23 protein-coding genes are annotated in these 23,444 nt (G+C 40.2%); 11 read left to right on the top strand and 12 right to left on the bottom strand.

Translation table 11 applies throughout. The features are described 5' to 3' along the window. The first annotated feature begins 58 nt into the window (after positions 1 to 58). Positions 59 to 1,003 carry a DMT family transporter gene (locus CH365_RS10200; protein WP_100768469.1) on the top strand — a complete coding sequence of 315 codons (945 nt, stop codon included), beginning with the start codon at positions 59 to 61 and terminating at the stop codon, positions 1,001 to 1,003. Between the two features lie 242 nt (positions 1,004 to 1,245). On the opposite strand, the gene CH365_RS10195 is transcribed toward CH365_RS10200, so the two are convergent. After that, complete coding sequence (locus CH365_RS10195) at positions 1,246 to 2,976, bottom strand: GAF domain-containing SpoIIE family protein phosphatase (protein ID WP_100768468.1); 1,731 nt, start codon at positions 2,974 to 2,976, stop codon at positions 1,246 to 1,248. A 138-nt stretch (positions 2,977 to 3,114) separates the two neighbouring features. Here CH365_RS10195 and CH365_RS19995 point away from each other — a divergent pair, with 138 nt between their 5' ends. The 4 genes from CH365_RS19995 (at position 3,115) to CH365_RS10180 (ending at position 5,403) form a co-directional block, all read left to right on the top strand. After that, a complete protein-coding gene (locus tag CH365_RS19995; RefSeq protein WP_008594787.1) occupies positions 3,115 to 3,252 on the top strand; it encodes a hypothetical protein in 138 nt (45 codons plus the stop codon). 74 nt (positions 3,253 to 3,326) lie between these two features. Then, positions 3,327 to 3,938 carry a LemA family protein gene (locus CH365_RS10190; RefSeq protein WP_100768467.1) on the top strand — a complete coding sequence of 204 codons (612 nt, stop codon included), beginning with the start codon at positions 3,327 to 3,329 and terminating at the stop codon, positions 3,936 to 3,938. Between the two features lie 14 nt (positions 3,939 to 3,952). Beyond that, positions 3,953 to 4,843, top strand: a complete 891-nt coding sequence (locus CH365_RS10185; RefSeq protein ID WP_100768466.1) for a TPM domain-containing protein — start codon at positions 3,953 to 3,955, stop codon at positions 4,841 to 4,843. Between the two features lie 5 nt (positions 4,844 to 4,848). Then, complete coding sequence (locus CH365_RS10180) at positions 4,849 to 5,403, top strand: TPM domain-containing protein (RefSeq protein ID WP_100768465.1); 555 nt, start codon at positions 4,849 to 4,851, stop codon at positions 5,401 to 5,403. 5 nt (positions 5,404 to 5,408) lie between these two features. Here CH365_RS10180 and CH365_RS10175 read toward each other — a convergent pair whose 3' ends face one another. From CH365_RS10175 to CH365_RS10160, 4 genes are all read right to left on the bottom strand, one after another. Continuing rightward, the gene (locus tag CH365_RS10175) at positions 5,409 to 5,807 is read right to left on the bottom strand and encodes a SufE family protein (RefSeq protein ID WP_100768668.1); all 399 of its coding nucleotides are present in this window, start codon (positions 5,805 to 5,807) and stop codon (positions 5,409 to 5,411) included. 88 nt (positions 5,808 to 5,895) lie between these two features. Continuing rightward, complete coding sequence (locus CH365_RS10170) at positions 5,896 to 6,786, bottom strand: DUF4349 domain-containing protein (protein ID WP_100768464.1); 891 nt, start codon at positions 6,784 to 6,786, stop codon at positions 5,896 to 5,898. Positions 6,787 to 6,922: 136 nt separating this feature from the next. After that, a complete protein-coding gene (locus CH365_RS10165) occupies positions 6,923 to 8,338 on the bottom strand; it encodes a jacalin-like lectin (protein ID WP_100768463.1) in 1,416 nt (471 codons plus the stop codon). 92 nt (positions 8,339 to 8,430) lie between these two features. Continuing rightward, complete coding sequence (locus CH365_RS10160) at positions 8,431 to 9,351, bottom strand: aldo/keto reductase (RefSeq protein ID WP_100768462.1); 921 nt, start codon at positions 9,349 to 9,351, stop codon at positions 8,431 to 8,433. A 108-nt stretch (positions 9,352 to 9,459) separates the two neighbouring features. On the opposite strand from CH365_RS10160, the gene CH365_RS10155 reads away from it, so the two are divergent. Together CH365_RS10155 and CH365_RS10150 are read left to right on the top strand one after the other, a co-directional pair. Further along, positions 9,460 to 10,587, top strand: coding sequence for a TauD/TfdA family dioxygenase (locus CH365_RS10155; protein WP_100768461.1), 1,128 nt, complete (start codon positions 9,460 to 9,462; stop codon positions 10,585 to 10,587). A 66-nt stretch (positions 10,588 to 10,653) separates the two neighbouring features. Further along, positions 10,654 to 11,553, top strand: coding sequence for a bile acid:sodium symporter family protein (locus CH365_RS10150; protein WP_100768460.1), 900 nt, complete (start codon positions 10,654 to 10,656; stop codon positions 11,551 to 11,553). Here CH365_RS10150 and ygiD read toward each other — a convergent pair. Next, entirely contained in the window at positions 11,550 to 12,317 is a 768-nt protein-coding gene (ygiD, locus tag CH365_RS10145) for a 4,5-DOPA-extradiol-dioxygenase (RefSeq protein ID WP_100768459.1), read from the bottom strand. The genes CH365_RS10150 and ygiD overlap by 4 nt on opposite strands. A gap of 87 nt (positions 12,318 to 12,404) precedes the next feature. Beyond that, the gene (gene trhO / locus CH365_RS10140; RefSeq protein ID WP_100768458.1) at positions 12,405 to 13,454 is read right to left on the bottom strand and encodes an oxygen-dependent tRNA uridine(34) hydroxylase TrhO; all 1,050 of its coding nucleotides are present in this window, start codon (positions 13,452 to 13,454) and stop codon (positions 12,405 to 12,407) included. A 137-nt stretch (positions 13,455 to 13,591) separates the two neighbouring features. Between trhO and CH365_RS10135 the strand changes: the two genes are divergently transcribed. From CH365_RS10135 to CH365_RS10120, 3 genes are all read left to right on the top strand, one after another. Continuing rightward, positions 13,592 to 14,350, top strand: a complete 759-nt coding sequence (locus CH365_RS10135) for a DNA alkylation repair protein (protein WP_100768457.1) — start codon at positions 13,592 to 13,594, stop codon at positions 14,348 to 14,350. Positions 14,351 to 14,530: 180 nt separating this feature from the next. After that, positions 14,531 to 16,060 (top strand): DEAD/DEAH box helicase, encoded by a 1,530-nt coding sequence (locus tag CH365_RS10125; RefSeq protein ID WP_100768455.1) that lies wholly within the window; start codon positions 14,531 to 14,533, stop codon positions 16,058 to 16,060. Between the two features lie 113 nt (positions 16,061 to 16,173). Continuing rightward, positions 16,174 to 17,526, top strand: a complete 1,353-nt coding sequence (locus CH365_RS10120) for a DNA recombination protein RmuC (protein WP_100768454.1) — start codon at positions 16,174 to 16,176, stop codon at positions 17,524 to 17,526. Between the two features lie 7 nt (positions 17,527 to 17,533). Here CH365_RS10120 and CH365_RS10115 read toward each other — a convergent pair whose 3' ends face one another. Beyond that, positions 17,534 to 19,528, bottom strand: a complete 1,995-nt coding sequence (locus CH365_RS10115; protein ID WP_244283105.1) for an adenylate/guanylate cyclase domain-containing protein — start codon at positions 19,526 to 19,528, stop codon at positions 17,534 to 17,536. Between the two features lie 190 nt (positions 19,529 to 19,718). Between CH365_RS10115 and CH365_RS10110 the strand changes: the two genes are divergently transcribed. After that, complete coding sequence (locus CH365_RS10110; RefSeq protein ID WP_100768452.1) at positions 19,719 to 20,687, top strand: LIC12353 family lipoprotein; 969 nt, start codon at positions 19,719 to 19,721, stop codon at positions 20,685 to 20,687. Positions 20,688 to 20,746: 59 nt separating this feature from the next. Here the strand turns inward: CH365_RS10110 and CH365_RS10105 are convergent, their stop codons facing one another. The 4 genes from CH365_RS10105 to CH365_RS10090 all read right to left on the bottom strand — a co-directional run bounded on the left by CH365_RS10105 (position 20,747) and on the right by CH365_RS10090 (position 23,114). Continuing rightward, complete coding sequence (locus tag CH365_RS10105) at positions 20,747 to 21,196, bottom strand: MarR family winged helix-turn-helix transcriptional regulator (RefSeq protein WP_100768451.1); 450 nt, start codon at positions 21,194 to 21,196, stop codon at positions 20,747 to 20,749. Further along, positions 21,165 to 21,611 carry an EVE domain-containing protein gene (locus CH365_RS10100; protein WP_100768450.1) on the bottom strand — a complete coding sequence of 149 codons (447 nt, stop codon included), beginning with the start codon at positions 21,609 to 21,611 and terminating at the stop codon, positions 21,165 to 21,167. Before CH365_RS10100 ends, CH365_RS10105 begins: the two co-directional genes overlap by 32 nt. Beyond that, entirely contained in the window at positions 21,608 to 22,033 is a 426-nt protein-coding gene (locus CH365_RS10095; protein ID WP_100768449.1) for an SRPBCC family protein, read from the bottom strand. The genes CH365_RS10100 and CH365_RS10095 overlap by 4 nt, the downstream gene beginning before the upstream one ends. A 160-nt stretch (positions 22,034 to 22,193) precedes the next feature. After that, positions 22,194 to 23,114, bottom strand: coding sequence for an esterase/lipase family protein (locus CH365_RS10090; RefSeq protein ID WP_100768448.1), 921 nt, complete (start codon positions 23,112 to 23,114; stop codon positions 22,194 to 22,196). Positions 23,115 to 23,444 lie beyond the last annotated feature (330 nt).

Genomic DNA, 23,444 nt, shown 5'->3' with positions numbered 1-23,444 from the left:
TTTTCCGAGTTTAGGAATTCCTACTTTAATCAAATCGGGCATATAAAAACCTGGAAGAATGAGCCAAACTTCCGAGAAACCTAGAGAACATTCATCTTTAAGATTCAGTGAAGAGACATTGGGTTATCTATACGCTCTAGCAGGAACAATATTATTCTCTTCCAAAGGAGTGATCGTAAAATTAGTTTATAAATTTGGAATAGACTCGGTCACCGTTTTAGCGCTCAGGATGATTTTTGCCATTCCATTCTTCGCATTCGTTCTTTACCAAGAAACTTCTGAAAAATCAGGGAACCCGATCTCTAGAAAAGATTATGAAATCGTGGTTTTACTCGCTTTTATCGGCTATTATATGGCCAGTTTTTTTGATTTTTGGGGATTAGAATACTTATCCGCCTCTATGGAAAGACTGGTTCTGTTCACATTCCCGGCACTTGTTCTTCTTTTGGGTTTTGTTTTTTTAAAGAAGAAGGTTCACAAAATCGAGATCTACTCCGTAGCCCTCACATACTCAGGCATCTTACTGGCATTTTTGCCTGATGCAGAAGCCCAAGGAAAATCCGCATGGATCGGAGGAACTCTAGTATTTTTATCTGCCTTAGCCTATGCGGTCTATCTGATAGGAAGCGGCCAGATGATCCCGAAATTGGGCTCTCGAAAATTCACAGCACTTTTGATGATCTGGTCTGGTGTTTTCGTACTCATTCATTTTTTTTCCACAAAAAATTATGAAATCCTAATGCATCAACCTTGGCAGGTTTATGGCTATGGATTTGCTTTAGGATTTTTGACAACGGTGTTGCCGGCATTCTTAACTACCGCAGGAATACAAAGAATAGGATCCAATAAAGCATCGATCGCAGGAAGTGTGGGTCCAGTATTTACTTTATTTTTAGCGGCAATCCTTTTAGGAGAGATCATCACATGGGAAAACCTAGTCGGGACCGTTATCGTTCTTTCCGGAGTATTTTTGTTAGGAAGAAAGAAAAAGGTTTTAGAATAGTTCGAGAAGATTCAAACGAAGCTGCAAAATCACAAAAGCCAGAGGAGTCCATCTGATTTTGACCTGTAAAGATCCTGTGAATTATGGCAGTTCCCACAGAGCCGGATCAAAAAAATCTACTGGCCAATTTTAGGATTTTCTGATATAGGGAAAGTCGCTTCTCTCCCACGAGCCACTCCCCCCACCCAAGAACAGGGCGGGGGCGCACTTCAACCCACGTAGGAGTTCCAACATATTAAAGTTTATCCTTTAATATCGATCACAAGCATTGCCATATCGTCTCCGAAGACACCTTCCGAAAATTGGAATACTTCTGAGACAACCTGGTCTAAATATTCATCTAAATTTCCAAGATCTCTGTGTTGGAGCAGAATATCCTGAAAACCTGGAAGATCTAATATTCTACCTTCCGCATTAAATACTTCGTACATCCCATCGGAGTAGAATACGATTCTATCATCTTTTTGCAATTTAATGGATTCATTAAAATATTCTATAGAATCAAATATCAGAAGAGGAAGATTCATCCCCTTCAATTCCATCTTCTCCTCTCCCCTAAACAATACGATAGGAGGATGGCCCGCATAAGAGTAGACCAACTTTTTCTCCAAAGGAAAAAATCTGGCCCAGACTGCAGCGATATGATGCTCCACCACCATAGGTTTTAGATCTTTCACAAATTGCTGGATACCTTCCGCAGGAGAAAGGCCAGCCTTTGCATGATGCCTAAAAGAAAGTACTGCCATTCCTGAAACCATTGCGGAGGAAATCCCATGACCGGAAACATCTCCGAACAAAATATCCAATACACCATTCTCATGTTGGATATACGTTATGATATCTCCTCCCACTTTTTCGAAAGGACGGAAATAACTATCCATTTTATAAAAAGGTGAACTAGGAAATTCCCTGGAGACCAAAGACCTTTGGGTGAGACGCGCCAATTCCAAATCGTGATTCATTCTTTCATAAAAATCGTTCAGATCGGATTCTCTTTTTTGTCTATCGAATGCCAGAACGATTAGATCACCCACTAGTCTCAGAATATAAATATCTTCTTCCGTCCAAAGTTTTTGACCTTTAACAGAATCGAATCCGATAAAGCCAAGCTCTTCGTCACGAGAGGAAAGGCCTACCACAACTAAAGAACGAGTCCCTCTTCTTTCTAAAAGATTTCTTAAGGAAACATGGGTAGAAGGAACATTATCCAAAGAATCATAAACGATATGACCCTTATTACTAATTGTATCGTAATCTGATTTAGGAAAAGTTTCTATAGGAAGATTTTGTAGTAGGTGGATCCTATGCTCGATTCCATCTGCGCACCATTCATTCGTGTTAGAAATTGTCAGACCAGCATGAGTGTATAAAAATAAAAATGCCCTGTCCGCTCCGCAGAATTTTCCAAGTTCACCCAAAGCATGGTTTACTGCATCTGTTGTGTTTCCAGGTTCTACACTTAAAAAATATCTAGAGAGTTGAGTGAGTAAACTCTCTAATGCGATCGTTCTTTTGAGCCTGGATTCGGCGGCACGAATTGAAGTTACGTCCTTCAACACTCCCCAGGCTCGAAGTAAAAATCCCTTCTCCACCACGCCTAAAGCAGTGTTTAGAAAATATTTACGTTTTCCTTTTCGATCCAGCTCTTCGGATTCGGTATCGTGGGTCTTATAACCGGAACGTACAAATTCGGCGACACCGAACATATTCATCTTATTCGTTAGTCTGACAATGTCCTTTAAAAGAACACCTTTGATCTCATCCGCGTTATGATATCCATAGATTCTTGCCATGGTATCGTTGCAATGAGTGAGTCTTGCATTCTCATAGATCAACCTGCACTGTTCCTCAATGGGAAGAGTGGTGTCTAAAGGAGAATCCAACTCGTAGGACCAGATCCCTTCGGGGGACCTACGAAAATAACCGTCTACCTTCTCGATTTCCTCGAGTCGGGTCTTATAATCCAATTCCATTCGTACCAGGCGGCCCTTGCCATTTTTCTATTTATCGGTTGAGGCAGTCGGGGAATTTTCCCGGTTTTTTTATTTTCTGCCCACCCAATTTGTCCGGGGGTCCGTGTATCTTTATATTCGGACCACAAGGAGGCGCCAATGAAAACCGAACATAGGAACTCGATCAACCAAGAAAAAATATCTGCACTAGCTGAAATGCTCGCAGACAAACTCATTGAGGAAATCCGTAAAAGAGCCCTGGAAAAACACGAAAATTTCCCAAAAGAGGCGGCATAAAACAGAATGTTGTCAGAAAAAACCGATTGCCAAGGGACGTTTTCCTTACAGAATTCCGCAGGTCGGAGGTGCGAATGTCCCAAGGCGATTTTTTTCGGATCCGTAAAAGTTTTCTGATCGGTTTTACCGGTCTGACTCTATTTTTTACAAATTCATGCGGCTATAATACGATCCAAGTCCAAGACGAACAGGTAAAAGCTGCCTGGTCAGAAGTAATCAATATGTACCAAAGAAGAGCGGACCTGATCCCCAATCTGGTTAATACAGTGAAAGGTTATGCTGCTCAAGAAAAAGAAGTTCTGATCGAAGTAACGAGGGCAAGGGCCAGCGTAGGTTCCGTTCAGGCCACACCTGAAATATTAAATAATCCTGAACTATTTGCCAAATTCAATCAAGCACAAGGACAAATGACCTCTGCACTTTCTAGATTGATGGTGGTGGTAGAAAAATATCCCGATCTAAAATCAGACAAAAGTTTTATAGGATTACAAGCTCAGTTAGAAGGTACCGAGAACAGAATTGCTGTTGCAAGAAACCGCTATATCACCTCAGTCCAAGAGTATAATATCACAGTCAGGACATTTCCAAATGTAATCACCGCTAAAATTTTCGGCTACGACGTAAAACCGAATTTCAGCGTAGAGAACGAAAAAGAAATTTCTAAACCTCCACAAGTTCAATTCTAAGAACTGGATCTCAGATGAGAAGACTGCTCTTTCTTCCTATTTTATTTCTCTGTTCCGGGATTTTCGCGGACCAAATTCCTATTCCCAAATTGGCGCATAGGGTCACGGATCTAACTTCCACATTAAACGAAGAAGAAGTTTCCAATTTGGAAAATAAACTAAAAGACTTCGAAAAACGTAAAGGAAGCCAGGTGGTCTTGGTCATTATCCCAACAACGGGAGAAGAGACCATAGAACAATATTCCATCCGTTTAGCGGAAGATTGGAAAATAGGAAGAAAGACCATAGCTGACGGTGTCATTTTCTTAGTCGCAAAAGACGATCGCAAGATGCGTTTCGAGATAGGTAGAGGATTAGAAGGCGCCATCCCCGATATAACGAGCAAAAGAATACAATTGGAATACGTAAGACCATTATTCAAAGAAGGTAAATATTACGAGGGGATTGACCAAGGGATCGATAAAATTCTAGGGTTAATAGATGGAGAACCTCTACCGGAACCAAGCTCCACAAGTTACGAGTCAAGTTCCGAAACAGAAGACGATAATTTCGGACTTTATATAGGTGCATTAGTCGCTATAGGGATCGCAGTAGGATTCATATTTAAAAAATTATTCAGTTTACTCCAGGCGGGAGTTGCTACATATGCAGGATACTGGGTGGGAGGATTATTAGGTTTTTCTTTAGAAGTAATGCTTCCACTTTTGGTGATCTTCTTCATACTACTTTGTATCATATACATTGCGGCCAAAAATCCAAACTCAGGCGGAGGAGGATGGTCCGGGAGTTCTTGGAGTTCCTATAGTTCCAGCGATTCCGGTTGGAGTTCCTCATCTTCTTCCAGTGACTCTTTCAGCGGCGGTGGTGGAGATTTCAGCGGAGGAGGATCCTCTTCGGATTGGTGATTCTTATGAGCAAAAATCCTTCTGTAACCGAAAGACTAATACGCAATATTTTTGCCGGTTTCCTGGACCTATTTAGGATAGGAAACGGACCTTTATCAGGTTTTACTTTATTAAGAAAATATTTTAGTTCGAAAGACCTAAGAGAAATCACATCTGCGGTCGCAGATTCTGAAAAAACGCATAGAGGAGAATTAAAGGTAGCGATCGAAACAAAAATTCCACTCTTTCAAATATTCTCAGGAAAAACCGCGAGAGATAGAGCCTTAGAAATGTTTTCTTTCTTAAAAGTTTGGGATACAGAAGAAAATACCGGAATACTGATCTATATTCTTCTTTCCGAAAAGAAGATTGTAACGCTGGCAGATCGTGGAATCTACAAAAAGATAGGACAGGAAAACTTAAATTTGATTTCTTCAAAAATAGGAGAAGGTTTTAGATCAAATGTTCCTAAGGAAGCAATACTCACGGGAATTAGAGAGCTAACTGAAGAATTGAGTAAATACTTCCCTGCTGGAAAGAAAAATCCGAACGAAATATCAAACGAACCTTATATAAGTTAGAAATATTAGAAACTTCTAATTTTATTTACCATGGAGTAGAGACCATTTCTGCGGCTCATGGAAAGATGTTTATCTAAACCGATCTCTTTTAAGAACTCCAGGGATGCTAACTTGATCTCTTCTTTTGTTCTTCCTGAAAAAACCCGTAATAATAAAGCGATCATTCCTTTTGTGATCGCGGAATCACTGTCTGCCTGAATGAATAGTTTGCCTTCTTTTTCTTCCGGAACAACCCAAACCCTAGACTGGCAACCTGGGACCAATCTATCTTCCGTTTTTAATTCGGGAGCCAAAACAGGAAGCTCGTCCCCGATCTCGATCAGCATCTGGTATCTTTCTTCCCAGTCTGCCGCCTCCGAGAACTCGGCGATAATTTCTTTTTGAGCTTCTTCCAGAGTAGGCATCCTTTTCCCCAAGCTGTTTTCTTCTAGGCTAAAAACCACGGCTCCCCCGGAAACAAAATAATTTGGATGGGGCCCAAGGCCCCTTCTCTTATTTTAGACGATTCTTCACATATTTAATCAGGTAGAAAATTCCCGCAGCAATCAAAGCTAGAGGAATAATATAGATCAAAGAAAGTATTAGTTTTAGACCAAGACTTGCCAGATCGATAAAGGCATCTCCGAAACTAGGAACTTCTACTGCTTTCGGCTTTTTAGGACCGTACATATGGATGCTGATCTTTGCCCAGGTCACTCTATCTAGAATTTTCCATTTTTCGAATTCTGCGGAGTCTGCGGAATCTTCGGATTGTCCTAATAATTCTTCAATTTCTGCCGCATTTTTAGGAGTGGATCTTGCACCAAGTTCTGTTCTTCTTGCGACCCGGATCTTCTCCCTTCTGGAATGGATCTGTTCTAATGTATAATTTTCAGTATGATCTTCTACTTGGATATTTTCAGAAGTGAGTGTGCCTATCTTCTCCAGTTCCATCAAAACCTGATATAGATCGGAAGATTTTACGTGGATGATGGCAGTCATACTCGGTTCGGTATCTCCTCCCCAGTTCTGAAGACTTTCACTCTGCACGAATCCATACTTACCGGAAAGTTCTAATAAGAATTTTCGAGCCGCGATAAAATCTTTGGTCTGAAAATTTAGATCTACCTTATATTCTAAAAGCCTACCTATCTTTAGGTTTCCGATCTTAGGAGTTGCAAAGGTTTTGATCTGATCTTCCGGTGTTGCTTCTTCCCTTTCACCCGCCTTGCCGGCCAATTTTTTCTCAGCCTCTTGCATCGGTTGTTCGTCTGCAGAAGGCATTGGAGCCGACGCGGATCTAGAACGTAAGTCTGAAAGATCTTCGGATTGTTTTTGGGAATTTTCGGCCTTGCAGACGAAAAGAAAAGATACGATTAAGATTGAAGTTAGAAAGCGAAACATTCATTTCTCCTAAAAATCCTATACGTCCCGCATCGAACCTCGGACATATTTAGGAAACTTTCTATTAGAAACAAATGAATCACTTTTTATTCTTTCGTTTTTATCGACTGTTTGGTTGAAATACTTTTCGGATCATTTAGGGAACCGGAGCAAAGATCACACCTAATTTGTCTATTTCATCCCCGCTTCTTCCATGAAATCCTATAATCCCCCAACCATTAGGTGCGGAATATGTGACACAACTGGAAGTTGTAGATCCTCCTGTAAGGAATCTCGCTAGGCTTGTGCGAAATTGTGCATAAAAAATCCGAGTATGACCACTTTTTACGCCACTACAAAGTTTTACTTGGTCTAAATATTCCCCCGTTCCCAGGCTCAAAGTTTGTAAACTTCCACCTGTCCCTCCATGACTTAAGACAGTTCCATTCGTTAATTGTAAAGAAACTGCATCCACTCTGGATCCGGATCTTAAACTAATTTTAGAAGCAGATGGAGAAGAAGTTAGAGAATTTACATCGTTGAACGCAGTCCCATGAGGCCCGCCGAATGCATCGCTATACAATAAATTCTGCAAAAGAGAATAATTGAATGTAGAAGAAACTGCATAATGATCAGAGAGAGGAACTCCCGTCACAGGATGAACAAATCTTGCATCTTCTATCAGATAAGAACTAGGTGATAAAGAAATATACGAATTTCCGCGATAGAATATTTTATCCACTACCTCGCAACCTGTGCTTGTTCTATGCCCCTCACAATCCATCAAAGCATCTGCACCCTGCGTAGGATAAGATCCTCCTCGAATCAATTGGATCCAAACGTCCGTAAATCCGTGATTTATAAATTCTCGGATATTATCCCCAGATCTAGTATATCTTGTATTCGTATCTCCCATCACGATCACTGCATTCCCGGCAGAATTAGATTCTATAAAATTCAATATTTGCAATATATTGGATCTTCTTGCAGCCAAATCCGCTTCTTCCGTGCTTGCGTTCGTATGTAAATTATATACGTCCAAAAATACTCCGGGTGCCACCTTATGCCTTGCTAGAGTAAATCCTTTTGGAGTTAAACAATCCGTTCCGTTGCAGGCATCCCAATCCACCCTCTGGAAATCTGAAAATGGAAAATAGGATAATGTATTTAGACCGTCACCTATTCCCATTCCTCCACTTGTAGCGGATCTATAAGGATGCACATCATTCGCATACAAACTTGCATGGTAATTAAAATCTTCCTGGACTTGGATCAGATCGAATGGGGTCATTAATGGCCCCATGTAGGGTGTATTTTCACTTGGATTCGAACTAGAAAATGGTTCCAGTAGTCCGGCCACATTATAAGTGAGTAAGGAAAATGTTCCGGTTCCGTTTACAGTATCGATAACTGCAAGGTCCGAATAATTTGTGTCAATTTTCGTCCGGTCCGTTTTCTGGATCAATCCCAGGAAACTTTCCGTGTTTATGACCTTCTCCCCGTTGCAATTGAATAGGAACCATAAGATTCCTATCAAAAGGGGGATTCCCTTTTTGCTTTGTTCGATTTTCATTTTGGGTTCTCCGTTTTTTGATATCGAACGAGCAGTATAAATATAAGTATTATATTCTAATTAGAAATTTCTTATATGGTCATTTTTTTATATTATGGGACTCTTTTACCCGTTCCTGCTTCTAAAATCTGAAACCACTCTTCTCTTTCTAACCGGATTTGAAATGCTTTTGTAGCGGATTTAATTCGATTCGGTTCATTCGTCCCCAAAACTGGGACCAATTGTGCAGGATGGAAGAGATACCAAGAGAATAATACTGCATCCAGAGTTGTATCCATCTTCTTTGCGAGGCCTTCTAATGTTTTATATAAAACAATTTCTTGTTCCGTTTTAGGTTGGAAAACACGACCACCCGCAGTTGGAGACCAGATCATCGGCTTAATTCTCAATTCCTGGGCCTGATCGAATACTCCATTCATAAGAGGATCTGTATGAAATGGATGGAACTCCACTTGGTTCGTCACTAAAGGAAAATCCAATCTGGATTGCAAAAGGGAAAATTGGGAAGGAGTAAAATTAGAAACTCCGAAATGTAAAACTTTACCACTTTCTTTCAAGGAACAAAATGATTTTGCTATTTCATCTGCATCCATAAGAGGATCAGGTCTATGAATAAGAAGCAGGTTTATCCTTTCTATATTCAATTTTTTTAATGAATTTTCAGCCGAACTGGTCAGATATTTTGCGGAAGTATCGTAATGTTTTACAGAAATTCCCGGACGATTTGGACCTGGATATTGTATCCCGGCCTTCGTTATAATTTTGATCTTTTCCTTTAGATCCGGCCTGATCTTTAATACTGTACCAAATTTTTCTTCGTTTCCATATTCTCCGTAAAGATCCGCATGATCGAATGTATCTATTCCGGATTCCAGGCAAACTTCTATCTTTTCTAAAATACGATCAGTATTCACCCCCTTTTGGTCCATATGTAATCGCCAACATCCGTATACCAGCCTGGAAAAACCCGGACCTTCTTTATATTTATCTTCTTTCTCCGGCTCAATAATCATGGTATACGTATTTTAGAAGAAGCCACCGAATCAAGACGGAAATGAAAAGGCTTGCCATTCCATTCTGTAGTTTTATAAAAGTTTTCATTCTCTAACGGGAGAGCTTACATGAAAACAAATACAATTTCCCGATCTGGCAAATCCCCAATTAAGAAAGTTTCCGCTAACAAAACTAAGCCGAAAGGTATAGGCCGGGTAGAAAGGTCTTTTTTCCCTGGAAAGGAACTTCCCAGAATTTATGGTCCGGGAGATACGAATGCTTTGGAGCAGGGATTTTTACCGGCATGGGTTTCTAAAAATAAAAAATCTGTCGAGGCGGATCTATTGGAATACGGAGCCATCTTATTCAGAGGTTTTCAAATTTCTTCCGCTCAAGAATTTGAAGACGTTGCTCTTAGCTTGGATAAAAATCTCAAGACCGACTATCTGGGAACTTCTCCCAGAAACAAAGTTACTCAGTTTGTTCATACTGCAAGTGAACTTCCTCCTCATTATCCTATTATGCAACATGCGGAGATGAGCTTTTTGGATAAACCTCCCCGTAAACTGATGTTTTTCTGCGCAGTAGCTCCCAAAGAACATGGAGAAACCCCGATCGCAGACCTTAGGAAAATATACGAGGACCTGGATCCTGATCTATTAAAAAAGTTTGAAACGAAGGGAGTTAAATACATCCGTAAGTACGACGGTCCAAACGCTTCCCGTTATAATCTTTGGAAAACAAAACGTTGGGACGAGATGTTCTCTACCAAAGAAAAAAAACAGGTAGAAAAGATCGCAGCCCAACAAAGATTCCAAGTAGAATGGTTGCCTGAAGACGGATTAAAACTCACAAACAAGCAGGTTGCTGTCAGAAAACATCCTGTCGCTAAAACAAAGGCTTGGCATAACCATAGCCAGGTATTCCACCAAGATGCAGCCAGATTAGAATATGCAAAAATTCTAAAACAGCAAGGATCTTTCCGAAGCCTAATCCTTGCAGGAGTTCTGTACGTTCTCACATTCTTAAAGAAGAAGCTCGTGGAACCAAAGGACCAGGATACGAATGTGATCTTCGGAGACGATTCCGAGATCAGCGTTTCAGAGATCGGTAAGGTCAGCCAGACCTTCTGGAAACATCTATCTATATTCTCCTGGCAAAAAGGAGATGTACTTTTGATAGACAATTATTCGGTTTCCCACGGAAGATTACCATTCTCCGGCCCAAGGGAAATTTTAGTCACCTGGACGGACTAAAATATAATTTAAAAAATCCTAAAATATTAAACGGCAGCGGGTGTTCGTCCCGCTTTAGGGAAATACATGCAAGATTACGATTTAGTCAGATTGAATTTCAGTCCGGGGGGACTTTTCGTCCTGAATATATGTTTGGGACTCATCATGTATGGGGTCTCTTTGGAGTTGACCATTGCTGATTTTACGAACTTAAGAAAACAACCTAAGGCGGCGATTGTAGGTCTATTTTCCCAATTGGTATTATTGCCAGCGCTAACAGTTGGATTACTTTATATTTTAAAACCTCATCCAGGTCTAGCTCTTGGAATGATCTTAGTAGCCGCTTGTCCAGGCGGGAATATGTCCAATTTTATCAGCCTTCTCGCCAAAGGAAATGTTCCTCTTTCCATTTCTCTCACGGCGACTACCACTGTTTTAGCCTGGTTCTTCACCCCATTTAACTTTTTTTTCTGGGGAAAATTATATACTCCTGCGGCTGACAGATTAAAAGAGATCAGCTTAAATCCGGTAGATGTATTTCTTTCTATTTTTCTAATATTAGTTTTACCTTTGATCTTAGGAGCTCTTACAAATCGTTTCCTGCCTAAGGTTGCTTCCTCTTTAAAAAAGCCGATGAGAATTGGATCTACAGTTTTACTAGGTGTTTTTATACTGATCGCGTTTGTAGGAAACTGGAGATCCTTTGTGGAGTTCGGAGCCGTTTTGTTTTGGCTTGTGCTAATCCATAATGGTTCCGCATTAGTAGTAGGATATCTTGTTTCTTGGATCGCAGGTCTTGCTCACAAGGAAAGAAAAACGATCTCCTTAGAAACAGGACTCCAAAACTCAGGTCTTGGTCTCATCTTAATTTTTACATTCTTCCAAGGGATAGGATCCATGGCGCTTATCGCTGCTTGGTGGGGGGTATGGCATTTGATTAGCGGGCTTTTCCTAGCCTCTATCTGGGGAAGAGAAAAAACTACCTAACTGATCTTCATACTAGTCAGAGAAACCGAACTCTGGATGATATCATTATAAAAACGAATCTCTTCCTTTTCCTCGGCCAGCGCCAAAGCATATAGCATAGGAAAATAATGTTCCGGAGTTGGAATAGCCATCTGCACTGCGGTTCCTAATTTCTGGTAATTTGCAAGGCTCTTCCAATCTCTCTTTTGGATCAGGTCCTTGAACGTTTCATTTGCATCCAATGCCCAGTCATGTGCATTGTCTTGGTTTTTCCAATCATAAAGACGTAAATTATGCACCATGTCTCCACTTCCTAAGACCAGCACGCCGTTTTCTCTTAGCTTAGATAAAGACTTTGCGAATTCGTAATGCCATTCTCCCGGCTTGGTAGCATCTAAACTTAATTGAACTACAGGAATATTTGCCTTCGGATACATATTCCTAAGAACACTCCAGGTACCATGATCTAATCCCCAGGAATCGTCTTGGATCACTTGTGCATTTTTAGATTTGGAAAGTTCTTCCGCAAGTTTTGGATCTCCAGGCGCGGGATATTGCACATCGAATAATTCCTGAGGGAATCCATAAAAATCATGAATGGTAGGAGGCAATTGGTTTGCGGTTACATAGGTTCCTCGAGTAAACCAATGGGCCGAAATACTAAGGATCGCTTTAGGTTCCGGAAAATTTTTCGTGGATTCCGCCCATGTATCGGCTAACGGGTTCGGTCCGAGAGCGTTCATTGGACTTCCATGGCCTACGAAAAATACCGGTAACTTCTGCATAATTCCTACTTTTCTTTTAGACTACTTGTAATAAATATAATTACAAGAAAATTCATTTTTTACTGAGAATTGAAAATAAAATCCGGATTATTTTCCTTTGTAAAGTTCGAAAACCTTAGGCCTGATCTTGGACTTAGAAAAATGTTGGTTGGAAGCTGCTTTACCTTTTCTTAATTTTTTCTGTTCTTCCACAGGCAAAGCGGCAATCTTTTGGCATTCTACCGAGCAACAATTATCAAATTTTTCTGCGCAAGATTCACATTGGATGAAAAGAATATGACAAGCAGGATTTTCACAATTGATATGCCTAGCGGATTTCTGATCGCATTGATGGCATTCACTTAAAATTTCCTCTCCCACGGTTTCCTGGAGTCTTGCGTCGAACACGAAATTTTTTCCCTTAAACTTGGAGTCCAGTCCCTTCTCCTTAATTTCGGAAGCGTAAGAGATAATTCCTCCGTGCAACTGATACACATTTTGGAATCCATGATGTTTTAGATAAGCGGAAGCCTTTTCACATCGGATACCTCCAGTGCAATACATTACAATTTCCTTATTCTTTTTATCTTGGAGAAGATCTATGATCATAGGTAATTCTTCTCTAAACGTATCTGCTTGCGGAAGTAACGCCCCCTCGAAATGCCCTATTTCGGATTCGTAATGATTACGAACATCCACTACGATAGTCTCGGAAGATTCTAACTTCTTATTAAATTCTTCCGCAGTTAAATGTGTCCCCACATTAGTTACGTCGAAAGTATCATCTGCCAGACCGTCTGCTACGATCTTATTGCGAACTCGTATATCCAATTTTAAGAATGAATAAGACTTTTGTTCCACAGCCACCTTGAAAGGGACATTTTTGAATTCTTTTCTTGCGTCTATACAGTCTCTAAATTTTTGAAAATTAAATTCGGGCACCGATAATTGGGCGTTAATCCCTTCTCTTGCGATATAGATTCTTCCGAGCACTCCCAAAGATTCCCATTCTCTATATAGTTCGTTGCGGAGAAGGTTCGGATCATTTAAAATCACATACTTATAAAAGGAAATAGTAGTACGTTGGAATTCTTCTGCTTCTAACTTCTTTCTGAGAATATCCTTACTGTAAATATTATGAAGAGGCTTATGTTTCATACGAGAGCGGATGTTTCCTATAAATTAGGATTTGTTGGACCTTCTAACTGGCAAGCCCAAAAACCTGATTTTGGAACATGACATTTATCCTTCTATAATGCTTGCCCTACCCTTCTATTAAAAGAAAATTTTGTCCCATGCCCAAATCTAAAACGCCCACAAAAAAGAAATTATTAGGGGGAGAAAATTCCAAAGCAGAAGATGTGATCCGCGAGGTCCGAAGTATCGCCGACCCGAAATCTGTAGAGATACTTTCCCGATTTTTCAAAACGGGGAAGGGGGAATATGGAGAAGGTGATCTATTCTTAGGAGTTAAAGTCCCATCTTTACGAAAAATTTCCAAATCATTCAAGGGACTTCCGTTACCAGAACTACAAAAGATAGTAAAATCAAACTATCATGAAGAAAGGCTCCTCGGATTTTTTATACTATGCGAGAAGTTCCAAAAAACTCCTGAAGAGGAAAGAGAACAGCTGCATCTATTCTATCTAAAAAACTTAAAATACGTAAACAATTGGGACATCGTAGATTTAAGTTCCAGAGAAATGATCGGAGATTATCTTTTAGATAAGAAAAGAGACATTCTATATAAACTTGTTAAGTCGAATAATTTATGGGAAAGAAGGGTCGCGATCATCTCCACTTATGCTTTTATCCGCAAAAGAGATTTTAAAGATACCTTAAAGATCTCTGAAAACCTATTAACTGATAAAGAGGATCTCATTCATAAAGCAGTCGGCTGGATGCTAAGAGAAGTTGGAAATAGAGACCTCAAAACTGAGACCGACTTTCTGGATAAACATGCGCATAAGATGCCCAGGACCATGCTTAGATATGCGATCGAAAAGTTCCCAGAGAAGTTAAGACTGAAATATATGAAAGCGGGAAAGGAATAAAAGACCTTTAATGCTATACCGGAGAGTCGTGTTTGAATTCATGGAAGAAACGATACCTGAGCCTAAATCTTTCCTTTATGTTTAAATAGGACCATTCTATAAAGATCCAAGCTCTTAGCCAGACAGGCATAATCGTAGGGATACCGTAAAAATTTATGCGAATATCCCAGGAGCCAATCTTTGAAACCCAAAAAAACATTCCATGAACTCGGACTATCCGAGGACGTCTTAAACGCAGTATCCGATCTAGGATTTACCGAACCTTCTCCCATTCAATCCGAAGCTATTCCGCTCATTCTTTCAGGAAGAGACGTAATCGGTCATTCCCGCACTGGAACAGGTAAAACTGCTGCATTCGCAATTCCAAGTTTAGAAATATTGGAAGAAGGAGAACAGTCTCCACAAGTATTAGTACTCTGTCCTACCAGAGAATTGGTGGTCCAAGTTGCAGAAGAATATAGAAAATTAGGAAAATATAAAGAAGATTTCGAAGTAGCTGCAATCTATGGTGGAGATGATATCACCAAACAATTCAAGGCATTAAAAAGAAAACCACAAGTGATCGTTGGGACTCCAGGAAGAACCATGGATCATATGGACAGAAAGACCTTGATCCTAAGCGGAATCAAAATGGTGATCCTGGACGAAGCAGACGAAATGTTAGATATGGGATTTTTAGAGGATATGGAAATCATCCTCGCAAAGGTTCCGGAAGAAAGACAGACCATTTTATTCTCGGCAACTCTTTCCGCAAAGGTAATGGGAATCACTAAAAAGTTCCAAAATTCCCCTAAGATCGTGGACGTAACCGGAGGAAAAGCGGACAGACCTAAGATCCACCAGATCTATTTTGAAATGAGAGAAGGCCTCAAACATGAGGCATTAATTCGTCTATTGGAATTTCATACCCCAAAAGCTTCATTAGTATTTTGTAATACTAAAGTCAGAGTGGACGAAACTGTGGAATTCTTAAAATCCAAGGGAGTTTTCTCAGAAGGGTTACACGGAGACCTTTCCCAAAATCAAAGGAACAAGGTGATGTCCGGATTTCGTTCTGGGCTTGTTACAGTTCTAGTGGCAACAGATGTAGCTGGAAGAGGAATTGACGTAAGTGATGTAGAAGCTGTAGTCAATTACGATATCCCGAGAGATTCCGAAGACTATGTGCACCGTATCGGTAGAACTGGAAGAGCTGGAAGAAAAGGCCTTGCGCTCAGTTTTGTTTCCAATAAAGACTTCAGAACCTTACGCAAGATCAGAGAAGACCACGAATTCGAAATGGAACTCGGAAAAATCCCTGATATAACAGAACTCACTGAAAAGAAATTTTTAGAATATTCTCACATAGTTAAAGAAGTTGCGGAAGAAGGAGATGTTTCCGAATATTCCAAACTTGTCAAAAAACTCACTTCAGAAGGAATTCCTGCGGAACGTTTAGCAGCAGCTCTATTCAAATTAGCTCTTGCTGAGAAGTCAGAAAAATTTGACTCAGGAGCCCGCTTCGACCAAGACCAAAGAGGTTTCCGAGAAAAAGAAGGTTCTTCTCGCAATGACCGTAACGACAGACGTTTTGGTGGAAAATCCAAACAGAAAGGAAAACGGGATCATAAGGATAAAAACCGAAACTCAAATCAACATCGTGGCGGAGGCGGTGGTGGAAGAAAAAGCTCAGGCTCCGGCGGCCCTTCTCGCAAAAAAGCAAACCGTTAATTTCTTAAATTTTCACAAAGGGCTCCGGATTTGTCCGGGGTCCCCATAAAATGGAAATTCTATCCTGGAAATAAGGTATCCTGAATTGTACCGAATTCCAAAAAGGAGTCAAAATGGAATTTGCAATCGTATTACTCACCGGTCTTCTCATCGGCTTTGGCTTGGCATTCTTCTTGGCAAAAGCACTCTATTCCAAAGAGTCTGGGATCAATCCGAATGAACACGAAAAGTTAAAATTAGAAAGAGCGGGACTTCTCACCTCTGAACAAAGATCCAAAGAAAGGATCCTTCAGTTAGAAAAAGAGTTCAAAGAGAATTCCGAAAAAACGGAAAAAGCGATCGGCTATTACCAAGCCATGAAAAAGGAATCTGATCTTTTGAAAGAAAGATTAGAGAACCAAAAGAGAGAATTCGAAGAACTCATGTCCAAGTTGGACGAAAAGTTCAAACATGCAGCTAACCAAGCTCTACTGGACAATTCCCAAAAGTTCAACCAGCAAACCCATGAAAAGATGACTGACCTACTTCGTCCTTTTAAGGAAGAAATAGAAAAGTTCGGAGTCAAAGTAGAACTTTCTCATAAAGAGCATAAGGATGATACAGCAAACTTAAAGGCTCAAATCAATAATCTATTAGAAATGAATAAAACACTTTCAGAAGACGCCAAAAATCTGGCCTCCGCTCTGAAAGGAAATTCTAAGACACAAGGAGATTGGGGAGAAGGAATACTCGAAAATATCCTTCAAAATAGCGGCCTAGTCAAAGGAAGAGAATACACAGCGCAAGAATCCGTACAAACTGAAGACGGAAGATTAAGGCCGGACATAGTTGTCAAACTTCCTTCCGGAAAATCGATCGTTATAGACTCTAAGGTTTCCTTAACAGCTTATGTGGAATACGCTTCTGCAGAAACGGAAGATATAAAAAAGGCTGCACTCCAAAGACATCTCAAAAGTTTGTACGAACATGTCTCGGGATTATATAAGAAAAATTATCAGTCTCTGTATGGAATAGAATCTCTGGATTTTGTGCTGATGTTCCTTCCTGTGGAACCTTCTTATTACGAGGCTGTTCGAACAGATCCTAAATTTTTAGAAGATGCTTATGCAAAGAATATACTGATAGTCACTCCTTCTACTCTAATGGTTTCCTTAAAGATGGTGGCCAATCTTTGGAGAAAGGAAAAACAAAACAAAAACTCGGAACAGATTGCAGAAGAATCCGGGAAGATGTACGACAAGATCGTAGAGATAGTTAATGCTCTTGAAACCCTTGGAAGATCCATAGACAAATCTAGAGAAAATTATGATGCAGTTCTAGGAAAATTAAAGTCAGGACGAGGAAATCTACTAGGAAGAGCGGAGAATATTCGCAAACTAGGTGCCAAGGTTCGCAAGTCCTTAGATTCGGCTTCCGAAGATTCTGGGGAAGATATCGAAGAAACTCTATTCTTAAATGGAGAATAATCTAATATTAAGCTAGGTCCGGACCGGGCTGCACTTTTACAGTGGAAGAATAAATTTGTTCCATACAACGTTTTAAATATAAGTTCGCAGCCCTGTCTCCGGAATAGATCCTAAGAGCTTCTCTGAAAGATTCTCCTGAGTCCAAATATTTTCCGAAATGGAAAAGTTCCACTCCCCTTTCAAAATTACTTTTCGACAGCAGGAATGCTTCTTTTTCGGTTTTGCTCAAATGATCTCCCAGTTCATAGATTGCTCTATGATCTTCCTTCCCTCTAAATTTGAGTTTATCCAATTTACGAAGTAAGAACTTGTCCGAAGATTTTAATTTAGAATAAGTATCTTCACTGATCAATATATTAGAACCGTAATATTTATTCAAAGTTTCCAATTTAGAAGCCAGATGAACCGCATCGGAGATCACTGTACTTTCCATACGATCTCCCGAACCCACCAAACCCATCATCAAAGAACCTGTATGGATCCCGATCCCAACTCCGATCGCACGATTTCCTTGGTCCATTCTTCTTTGGTTATAATCTAAAATACGATTTTGCATGGAGATGGCAGCATTTACAGCATCATCAGAACTTTCAGGGAAAAGGGCCATAATCGCGTCCCCGAAATATTTATCTACGAAACCATGATTGGATTGAATGAGGGGTTCCATCTCTGAAATATAAGAATTTAATAATTCAAAACTTTCCTTAGAATCCAGACTTTCCGAAATCTCGGTAAAGGACCTGATATCCGCAAATAGGATGGTCATTTCCTTTTTGATCTGATCCCCCGGTCTCATATCCTCCAGCTTCCCTTTTCCCAAAAATTCTAAAAAGCTGATAGGCACAAATCTACTGTAAGTCTCGTTCAAACGTTGCAGGCGATCCGATAATTTTTCCTTTTCTCTATACAGATCTCTATATCTGGAAGAAAGAATGAATGTCTGGGTAAGAATGGCGACAAACAATCCAATAGGAATAATAAATCTTGCGAATATGATCTGTCTCGCGGCGAGCATATCGAAAATCCCGGCCAATATCAATGCACAGATAGCAAATCCGATCGGAATAGAATATTGCTCTCCATGGATGATCGCTCTAAAAAGTACTATAATCGCAAATGCTACGCCTCCCAAAAAGACCATCTGATAATAAGGAACAGGTCTGGAAGCCATTGGAAAAGGAAAAAGTGTACTTAAGGAAAATGTAAAGGCGATCAGATAAAATAATAACATCCATCTTTGGGGGAAATAAGCCGGAAAGGAATGCCTTAGAAAATGAAGTCCTAAAGGTAAGGCGGCATACATGGTAAGATATTCCAAATTCATGGAAAGAGTGTATCCCACCCAAGGAAAATAGAATTGGATCAATTTTTCCTCAGTCACAAACAAACGAAGGAATAAACAAAAGCAGAATAAAGCAAATACAAGAGGAGTACGGTCCTGTCTCCTAAGAAAGAAAATACCAAGATGGTAGATAGTGGACATGAAAAAAAGACCGGATAAAAAAAGATCCCAATCTCTAAGTATTAAAGTTTCTTTATAAAGAGACGTAGCATCTCCAAAACGGATATCAAACCAAAGTCCAGTCAACCTATGATGAAAATTAGAAATTTTGAAACTAATATCCACTTCCTTAGTGGACTCGTCCCATTCATAATAAACAGGCCGATTATCCGGATTACTGGTTTCGAAAGAAGTTCCCGGTTTTCCTGAACTACCGGCAGACACACCGTTTACCAAAATTTCGAAAGCGGTCGCTTGATGTTTGGAATAGATTGCTAAACGCCCATGCTTTTCCGGGAGAAGTATTTTTAACTTGAGAAGTGCATAACCTGTACCAGGCCAAACTCCCGGGATCTTACGGAATTCAGTAGACTTTTCGGAATTAAGATCCGGATCGAATGTATTCGGAAAAAAAGACCAATCTCCCTGCAGATTGATGGTAGGGTTGGACCTGTAATCCCAACGGGTTAAATCCAAGATCCCTTTTTGGGCTGTTGGCATATCTGCGGACGAGCAAGAAACTAAGAAGATACAGAAAATTACGGAAAATAAATATTGAAGGCGAAAAGCTGTCGGCTCAGAGTCCATTGTTTTTCTCGCTCAGTGATCTATTAAAACGACGACTTTGTCAAGATAATATGGATTTCTTTTTTTTCTTTACCCTTTTCGATAGAAAACTAACGTAATTCAAATGTTTCGAAACCGTTTCAAAATAAATGTATTTCTTTTAACCATGTTCGCTATTATCGGGAACTGCGGAGATAGTTTAAGAGGTAAGCCCACACAGGCAATGCCGGAACTGGCAGGATTTTATGTGAACGAAAAATCGAAAGAATGGTTCAAAAACGGAAAAATCAAAATACAAACTCTTTGGATCCGACGTACCGCAAAAGGAGAAATGGAATTCTCCAACGAAATCTTAACCAGACTCCAATTTAGCATTAGTGAAAACAGGGAAGAATTAAAAGTTAAATCCGGAAAAGTACAAACCAGTGATAGAGAACTTTTATTTTTCGAAACCATCGGCAGAGAATTCCATCGCAAATACCACGGCAAAAATTCCGACGATCCTAAAAGCTGGGAGGTTCGTTCTTTCGGTCCATTTGTAAAGGTAAGAGAATTCGCGAAATTATTAGGAGAAGGAACCGGAAGATCCGCTGAACTTTCTCAGGATAAAAACGCCATCGTATTTTCAAACGGAGATGTTTACAGAAGAATAGGTAATCCTCTCTTGGGAAGAGTCTCCATCAATCTAGGAAAATTCAAAAAGACCATAGATAACGAGGTAGCTGGAGTAATATTATTTCCTTTGGATGCCGAAGCATTTCCCCAAACCGAAGGGAGGCAAAACTTCTTCGCATTATTTTCAACCACAGATCCTTTATCTGTAGGAACTCCTATCAAGATCGCTGAATTTCCAGGTCAGGTTCAGGAAGTTTTCGAACACGTTGCGGTTGTAGAATTAAACAAGACCAAACCCGGAATTGCGCCTCCAGAGATCCAAAACTTCTCCTCTCTAATTTTAGATGGGGTTGTAGATAGCAAAACAATCTCTCAAAAAGAGAGTACGGACGAACTGATCCGAAGACTAAAACAGGACCCAAACGTTTCCAAAGAGGAGCTGATCCGGGAGCTTGAAAAACTTAAGACAAAAGAATAAGTCTAACAAACCTTCTTCAAGAGCCCTTTTCGGATAGGCTCTTAAGATACTTTTCCGGATCATTTTCGGGAAAGTATCTGCAAACCGGAGACCATATCCTTTCTTTTCCCTCCCAAAATGGAGAAGAAGTTCTCATCAAAATCTTCCACCACTTTGACTGCTTGCTTTAATATCTTTTGGCCTTCTTGAGTACTCTTTACTAATTTTGCCCGGGTATCAGTCTCATGAGAGATACGTTTGACTAACTTTTTGGATTCTAAAGTTCTAAGCACGGTAGAAGTGGTCATCGGATCCGTTTTTGCCCTATCTGCAATTTTGATTTGTGTAGTCTCTTCTTCATGGAGTTCCAACCAATGAGTCACCGCCAGAAGAACGAACTGAGCATGGGTAAGATCCAAAGGTTCCAAAACCTTCCGGATCTCCCTTTGCCAAAGATTCGTGACTTGCCATAACAAAAATCCAGGACTATCGTCGGACTTATCGTATCTGAATATTTTTTCCTTCGACACTTATACCCATCCTTTCCGAAATCAGTTCGAAATCTTTCGGCCCGATTTCCAAAAATCCGAAACGAAACGGAAAACCCCAGGACTTTTTATTTCGGATAAAATCCAAAGATGGCACCAAGGGTAAAATATCAGTTTCTTCTGCCTGATAGTATGTAACGTTTCTGCGAAACGGACAAAAATCCGGGCTCATTTGGAAAGAATAGACCGAATCATCTTCAATGCGCCCGATCGAAGTGAATTTTCGATAAGGAGTTTTGGCCCCAAAGTTTTCTTTAGAAGAATACACTAAGACCCAATCCCCTTTTTTCATTTTAGCCAAAGGAGCTTTTTTACCGTGACAGGCTTGGACAATTCCTTCGGACATTCCGATGATAGAATGTTCCTTGGAAGCGACTACTATCCAGTATCTACTCATCTTACTTCTTCCCTGACTAATTCGGCAAACCTGCTGATTTCTTTTTCCATCCCCTTAGCCTGTTCTTCGCCAATGATTTTTTTCCAAAGAAAGCCTAGAGGACCCGAAATACTAAGCTCCACTTTTATCTCCGTTCCTTCTTGGCTCGGTTTAAAAGAATGTAAAAATTTCATTTTTGCCCCAGTCAGATAGGTCACGTCTCCAAATACAAAGGGTTTTTCAGATTCAGTGATCAGAACCTTACAGACAAATCCTCCCTTAGGTTTTAGGACAAATTCCTTACCTACTGAAACTTCTCCTTCTATCTTAGTCCATTCAATGTCCGAATCCCATGTAGGCCAGTTCGCAACATCGGCCCTCGCTTTCCAAAGGGATTCTGCATCTATTCCTTTTACTGTTGTATTATACTCGTACTTCCACATTGTATTCCTCCATATAGTAAGTGTGCTTACTATATGGACATCTATATACTAAGCGCACATATCATGCAAGTAATTTAATAAGTATACTTACTATTTGAGGATAAAAAAAAACGCCTCCGAACGGAGGCGCATCCTATTTTACGAGATCGAAACTGGCTTCTTATTGATTACTTTTTGCGTTAGAAGCCATTTTTAAGAAATAACCGTTAGTATCATACCAAGCCTGTCCAAGGTATAATGCGTTGGTTGCTTCTAAGTGGTCTACACCTGTAGTAAGAATTCCGTAAGAAGGACCACCTTTCCAGGTTCCCCATCTTTGAGAATCATCAGGAACCACACCGTCATTCCATACACTCATTCCGTAGAAAGGTGCTCCGATGGAACAAATAGGTGCAAGAAGTCCCATTGCAGGGTGTTGGATAAGATCATTCCCGATCATGTATGATCCGTAAGAGAAATACTTAACTCCGGAAGCATTCGGAACACTTGCGTTAAAAGAAGTAGCTCCGCTCACAGTTAGAAGTTTTAATGCGGCAACAGCGTTTTGGCTAGATTGGCCGTAAACAACGCCTACCAAAGTATTTACCACAGTTCCTACGTAAGGGAGAGCCCAACTAGGGATCACAGCTTCTATCACGCTTGCAACCGGACTTCCTTTGTGAGGAGTGTTGATTGTGGTAAGAGTTGCGACTTTACTTGCAAAACTAAGATTTGATACAAGATAACGAGCGTCCAATCCACCTTGGGAATGTCCGAGGATATGGACTTTTCCGGTATAATTATTAGCTGCCATTGCAGTTTGGATCGCTGTTTTCAACTGAGCAGCTCTTGCTGCAGAAGAGTTTGTAGCGGTCACAGTAGGAGTGAGAACAGTGGCCCCTTGAGATTGAAGATAAGCTGCGTTTCCGCCCCAATAATCAACAATACCAGTAGATTTACCCCAACCGAAAATTCCATGAGTCATTACGATCGGATAAGCTCCTGCTAAAGGTTTACTTGAAGAACCTCCACCAGACGCGCTCACTGCTCCCGCTGCTAGGAATAGAACCCCAGCTACCATTAACTTTGCTCTTTTTAACATTCTCCTTAACCCTCTTCTTTTAAACTATTCTCTCTACGGATCTCACTTCCCTGGGCTTTGCCTCTTTAGGAAGGAGTTCTTTATATATAACAAACAATCGATTTAGTTTTTTAATTTCGAACGTTTGCTATTTGAACCTTTGTCCACCTCTTCTGTGTCTCCGGCCCACAAAGGGAATTATAGAACAGTGTTAAATTGTCAATTGAGAAAATAAGAGAATTATAAGTGTAAAAGAAAAAATGATCTTAAACCGATCGTTCAATTAAAAATAAAGAAAGGGAATATTCTGAAATTATAATATGTTTTACTACATTTGGTGTAGCTAATTTA

The sequence above is a fragment of the Leptospira neocaledonica genome (assembly GCF_002812205.1).
In the GTDB taxonomy this organism is placed as follows: domain Bacteria; phylum Spirochaetota; class Leptospiria; order Leptospirales; family Leptospiraceae; genus Leptospira_B; species Leptospira_B neocaledonica.
The sequence above is the reverse complement of the archived record's forward strand: the minus strand, read 5'-3'. Positions and strand labels throughout refer to the sequence as shown.

Excerpts from the sequence above, each read along its gene's own strand:
- CH365_RS10200 (WP_100768469.1), top strand. The coding sequence starts at position 59 with ATGAGCCAAACTTCCGAGAAACCTAGAGAACATTCATCTTTAAGATTC.
- CH365_RS10195 (WP_100768468.1), bottom strand. The coding sequence starts at position 2,976 with ATGGAATTGGATTATAAGACCCGACTCGAGGAAATCGAGAAGGTAGAC.
- CH365_RS19995 (WP_008594787.1), top strand. The coding sequence starts at position 3,115 with ATGAAAACCGAACATAGGAACTCGATCAACCAAGAAAAAATATCTGCA.
- CH365_RS10190 (WP_100768467.1), top strand. The coding sequence starts at position 3,327 with ATGTCCCAAGGCGATTTTTTTCGGATCCGTAAAAGTTTTCTGATCGGT.
- CH365_RS10185 (WP_100768466.1), top strand. The coding sequence starts at position 3,953 with ATGAGAAGACTGCTCTTTCTTCCTATTTTATTTCTCTGTTCCGGGATT.
- CH365_RS10180 (WP_100768465.1), top strand. The coding sequence starts at position 4,849 with ATGAGCAAAAATCCTTCTGTAACCGAAAGACTAATACGCAATATTTTT.
- CH365_RS10175 (WP_100768668.1), bottom strand. The coding sequence starts at position 5,807 with ATGCCTACTCTGGAAGAAGCTCAAAAAGAAATTATCGCCGAGTTCTCG.
- CH365_RS10170 (WP_100768464.1), bottom strand. The coding sequence starts at position 6,786 with ATGTTTCGCTTTCTAACTTCAATCTTAATCGTATCTTTTCTTTTCGTC.
- CH365_RS10165 (WP_100768463.1), bottom strand. The coding sequence starts at position 8,338 with ATGAAAATCGAACAAAGCAAAAAGGGAATCCCCCTTTTGATAGGAATC.
- CH365_RS10160 (WP_100768462.1), bottom strand. The coding sequence starts at position 9,351 with ATGATTATTGAGCCGGAGAAAGAAGATAAATATAAAGAAGGTCCGGGT.
- CH365_RS10155 (WP_100768461.1), top strand. The coding sequence starts at position 9,460 with ATGAAAACAAATACAATTTCCCGATCTGGCAAATCCCCAATTAAGAAA.
- CH365_RS10150 (WP_100768460.1), top strand. The coding sequence starts at position 10,654 with ATGCAAGATTACGATTTAGTCAGATTGAATTTCAGTCCGGGGGGACTT.
- ygiD (WP_100768459.1), bottom strand. The coding sequence starts at position 12,317 with ATGCAGAAGTTACCGGTATTTTTCGTAGGCCATGGAAGTCCAATGAAC.
- trhO (WP_100768458.1), bottom strand. The coding sequence starts at position 13,454 with ATGAAACATAAGCCTCTTCATAATATTTACAGTAAGGATATTCTCAGA.
- CH365_RS10135 (WP_100768457.1), top strand. The coding sequence starts at position 13,592 with ATGCCCAAATCTAAAACGCCCACAAAAAAGAAATTATTAGGGGGAGAA.
- CH365_RS10120 (WP_100768454.1), top strand. The coding sequence starts at position 16,174 with ATGGAATTTGCAATCGTATTACTCACCGGTCTTCTCATCGGCTTTGGC.
- CH365_RS10115 (WP_244283105.1), bottom strand. The coding sequence starts at position 19,528 with ATGCCAACAGCCCAAAAAGGGATCTTGGATTTAACCCGTTGGGATTAC.
- CH365_RS10110 (WP_100768452.1), top strand. The coding sequence starts at position 19,719 with ATGTTTCGAAACCGTTTCAAAATAAATGTATTTCTTTTAACCATGTTC.
- CH365_RS10100 (WP_100768450.1), bottom strand. The coding sequence starts at position 21,611 with ATGAGTAGATACTGGATAGTAGTCGCTTCCAAGGAACATTCTATCATC.
- CH365_RS10095 (WP_100768449.1), bottom strand. The coding sequence starts at position 22,033 with ATGTGGAAGTACGAGTATAATACAACAGTAAAAGGAATAGATGCAGAA.
- CH365_RS10090 (WP_100768448.1), bottom strand. The coding sequence starts at position 23,114 with ATGTTAAAAAGAGCAAAGTTAATGGTAGCTGGGGTTCTATTCCTAGCA.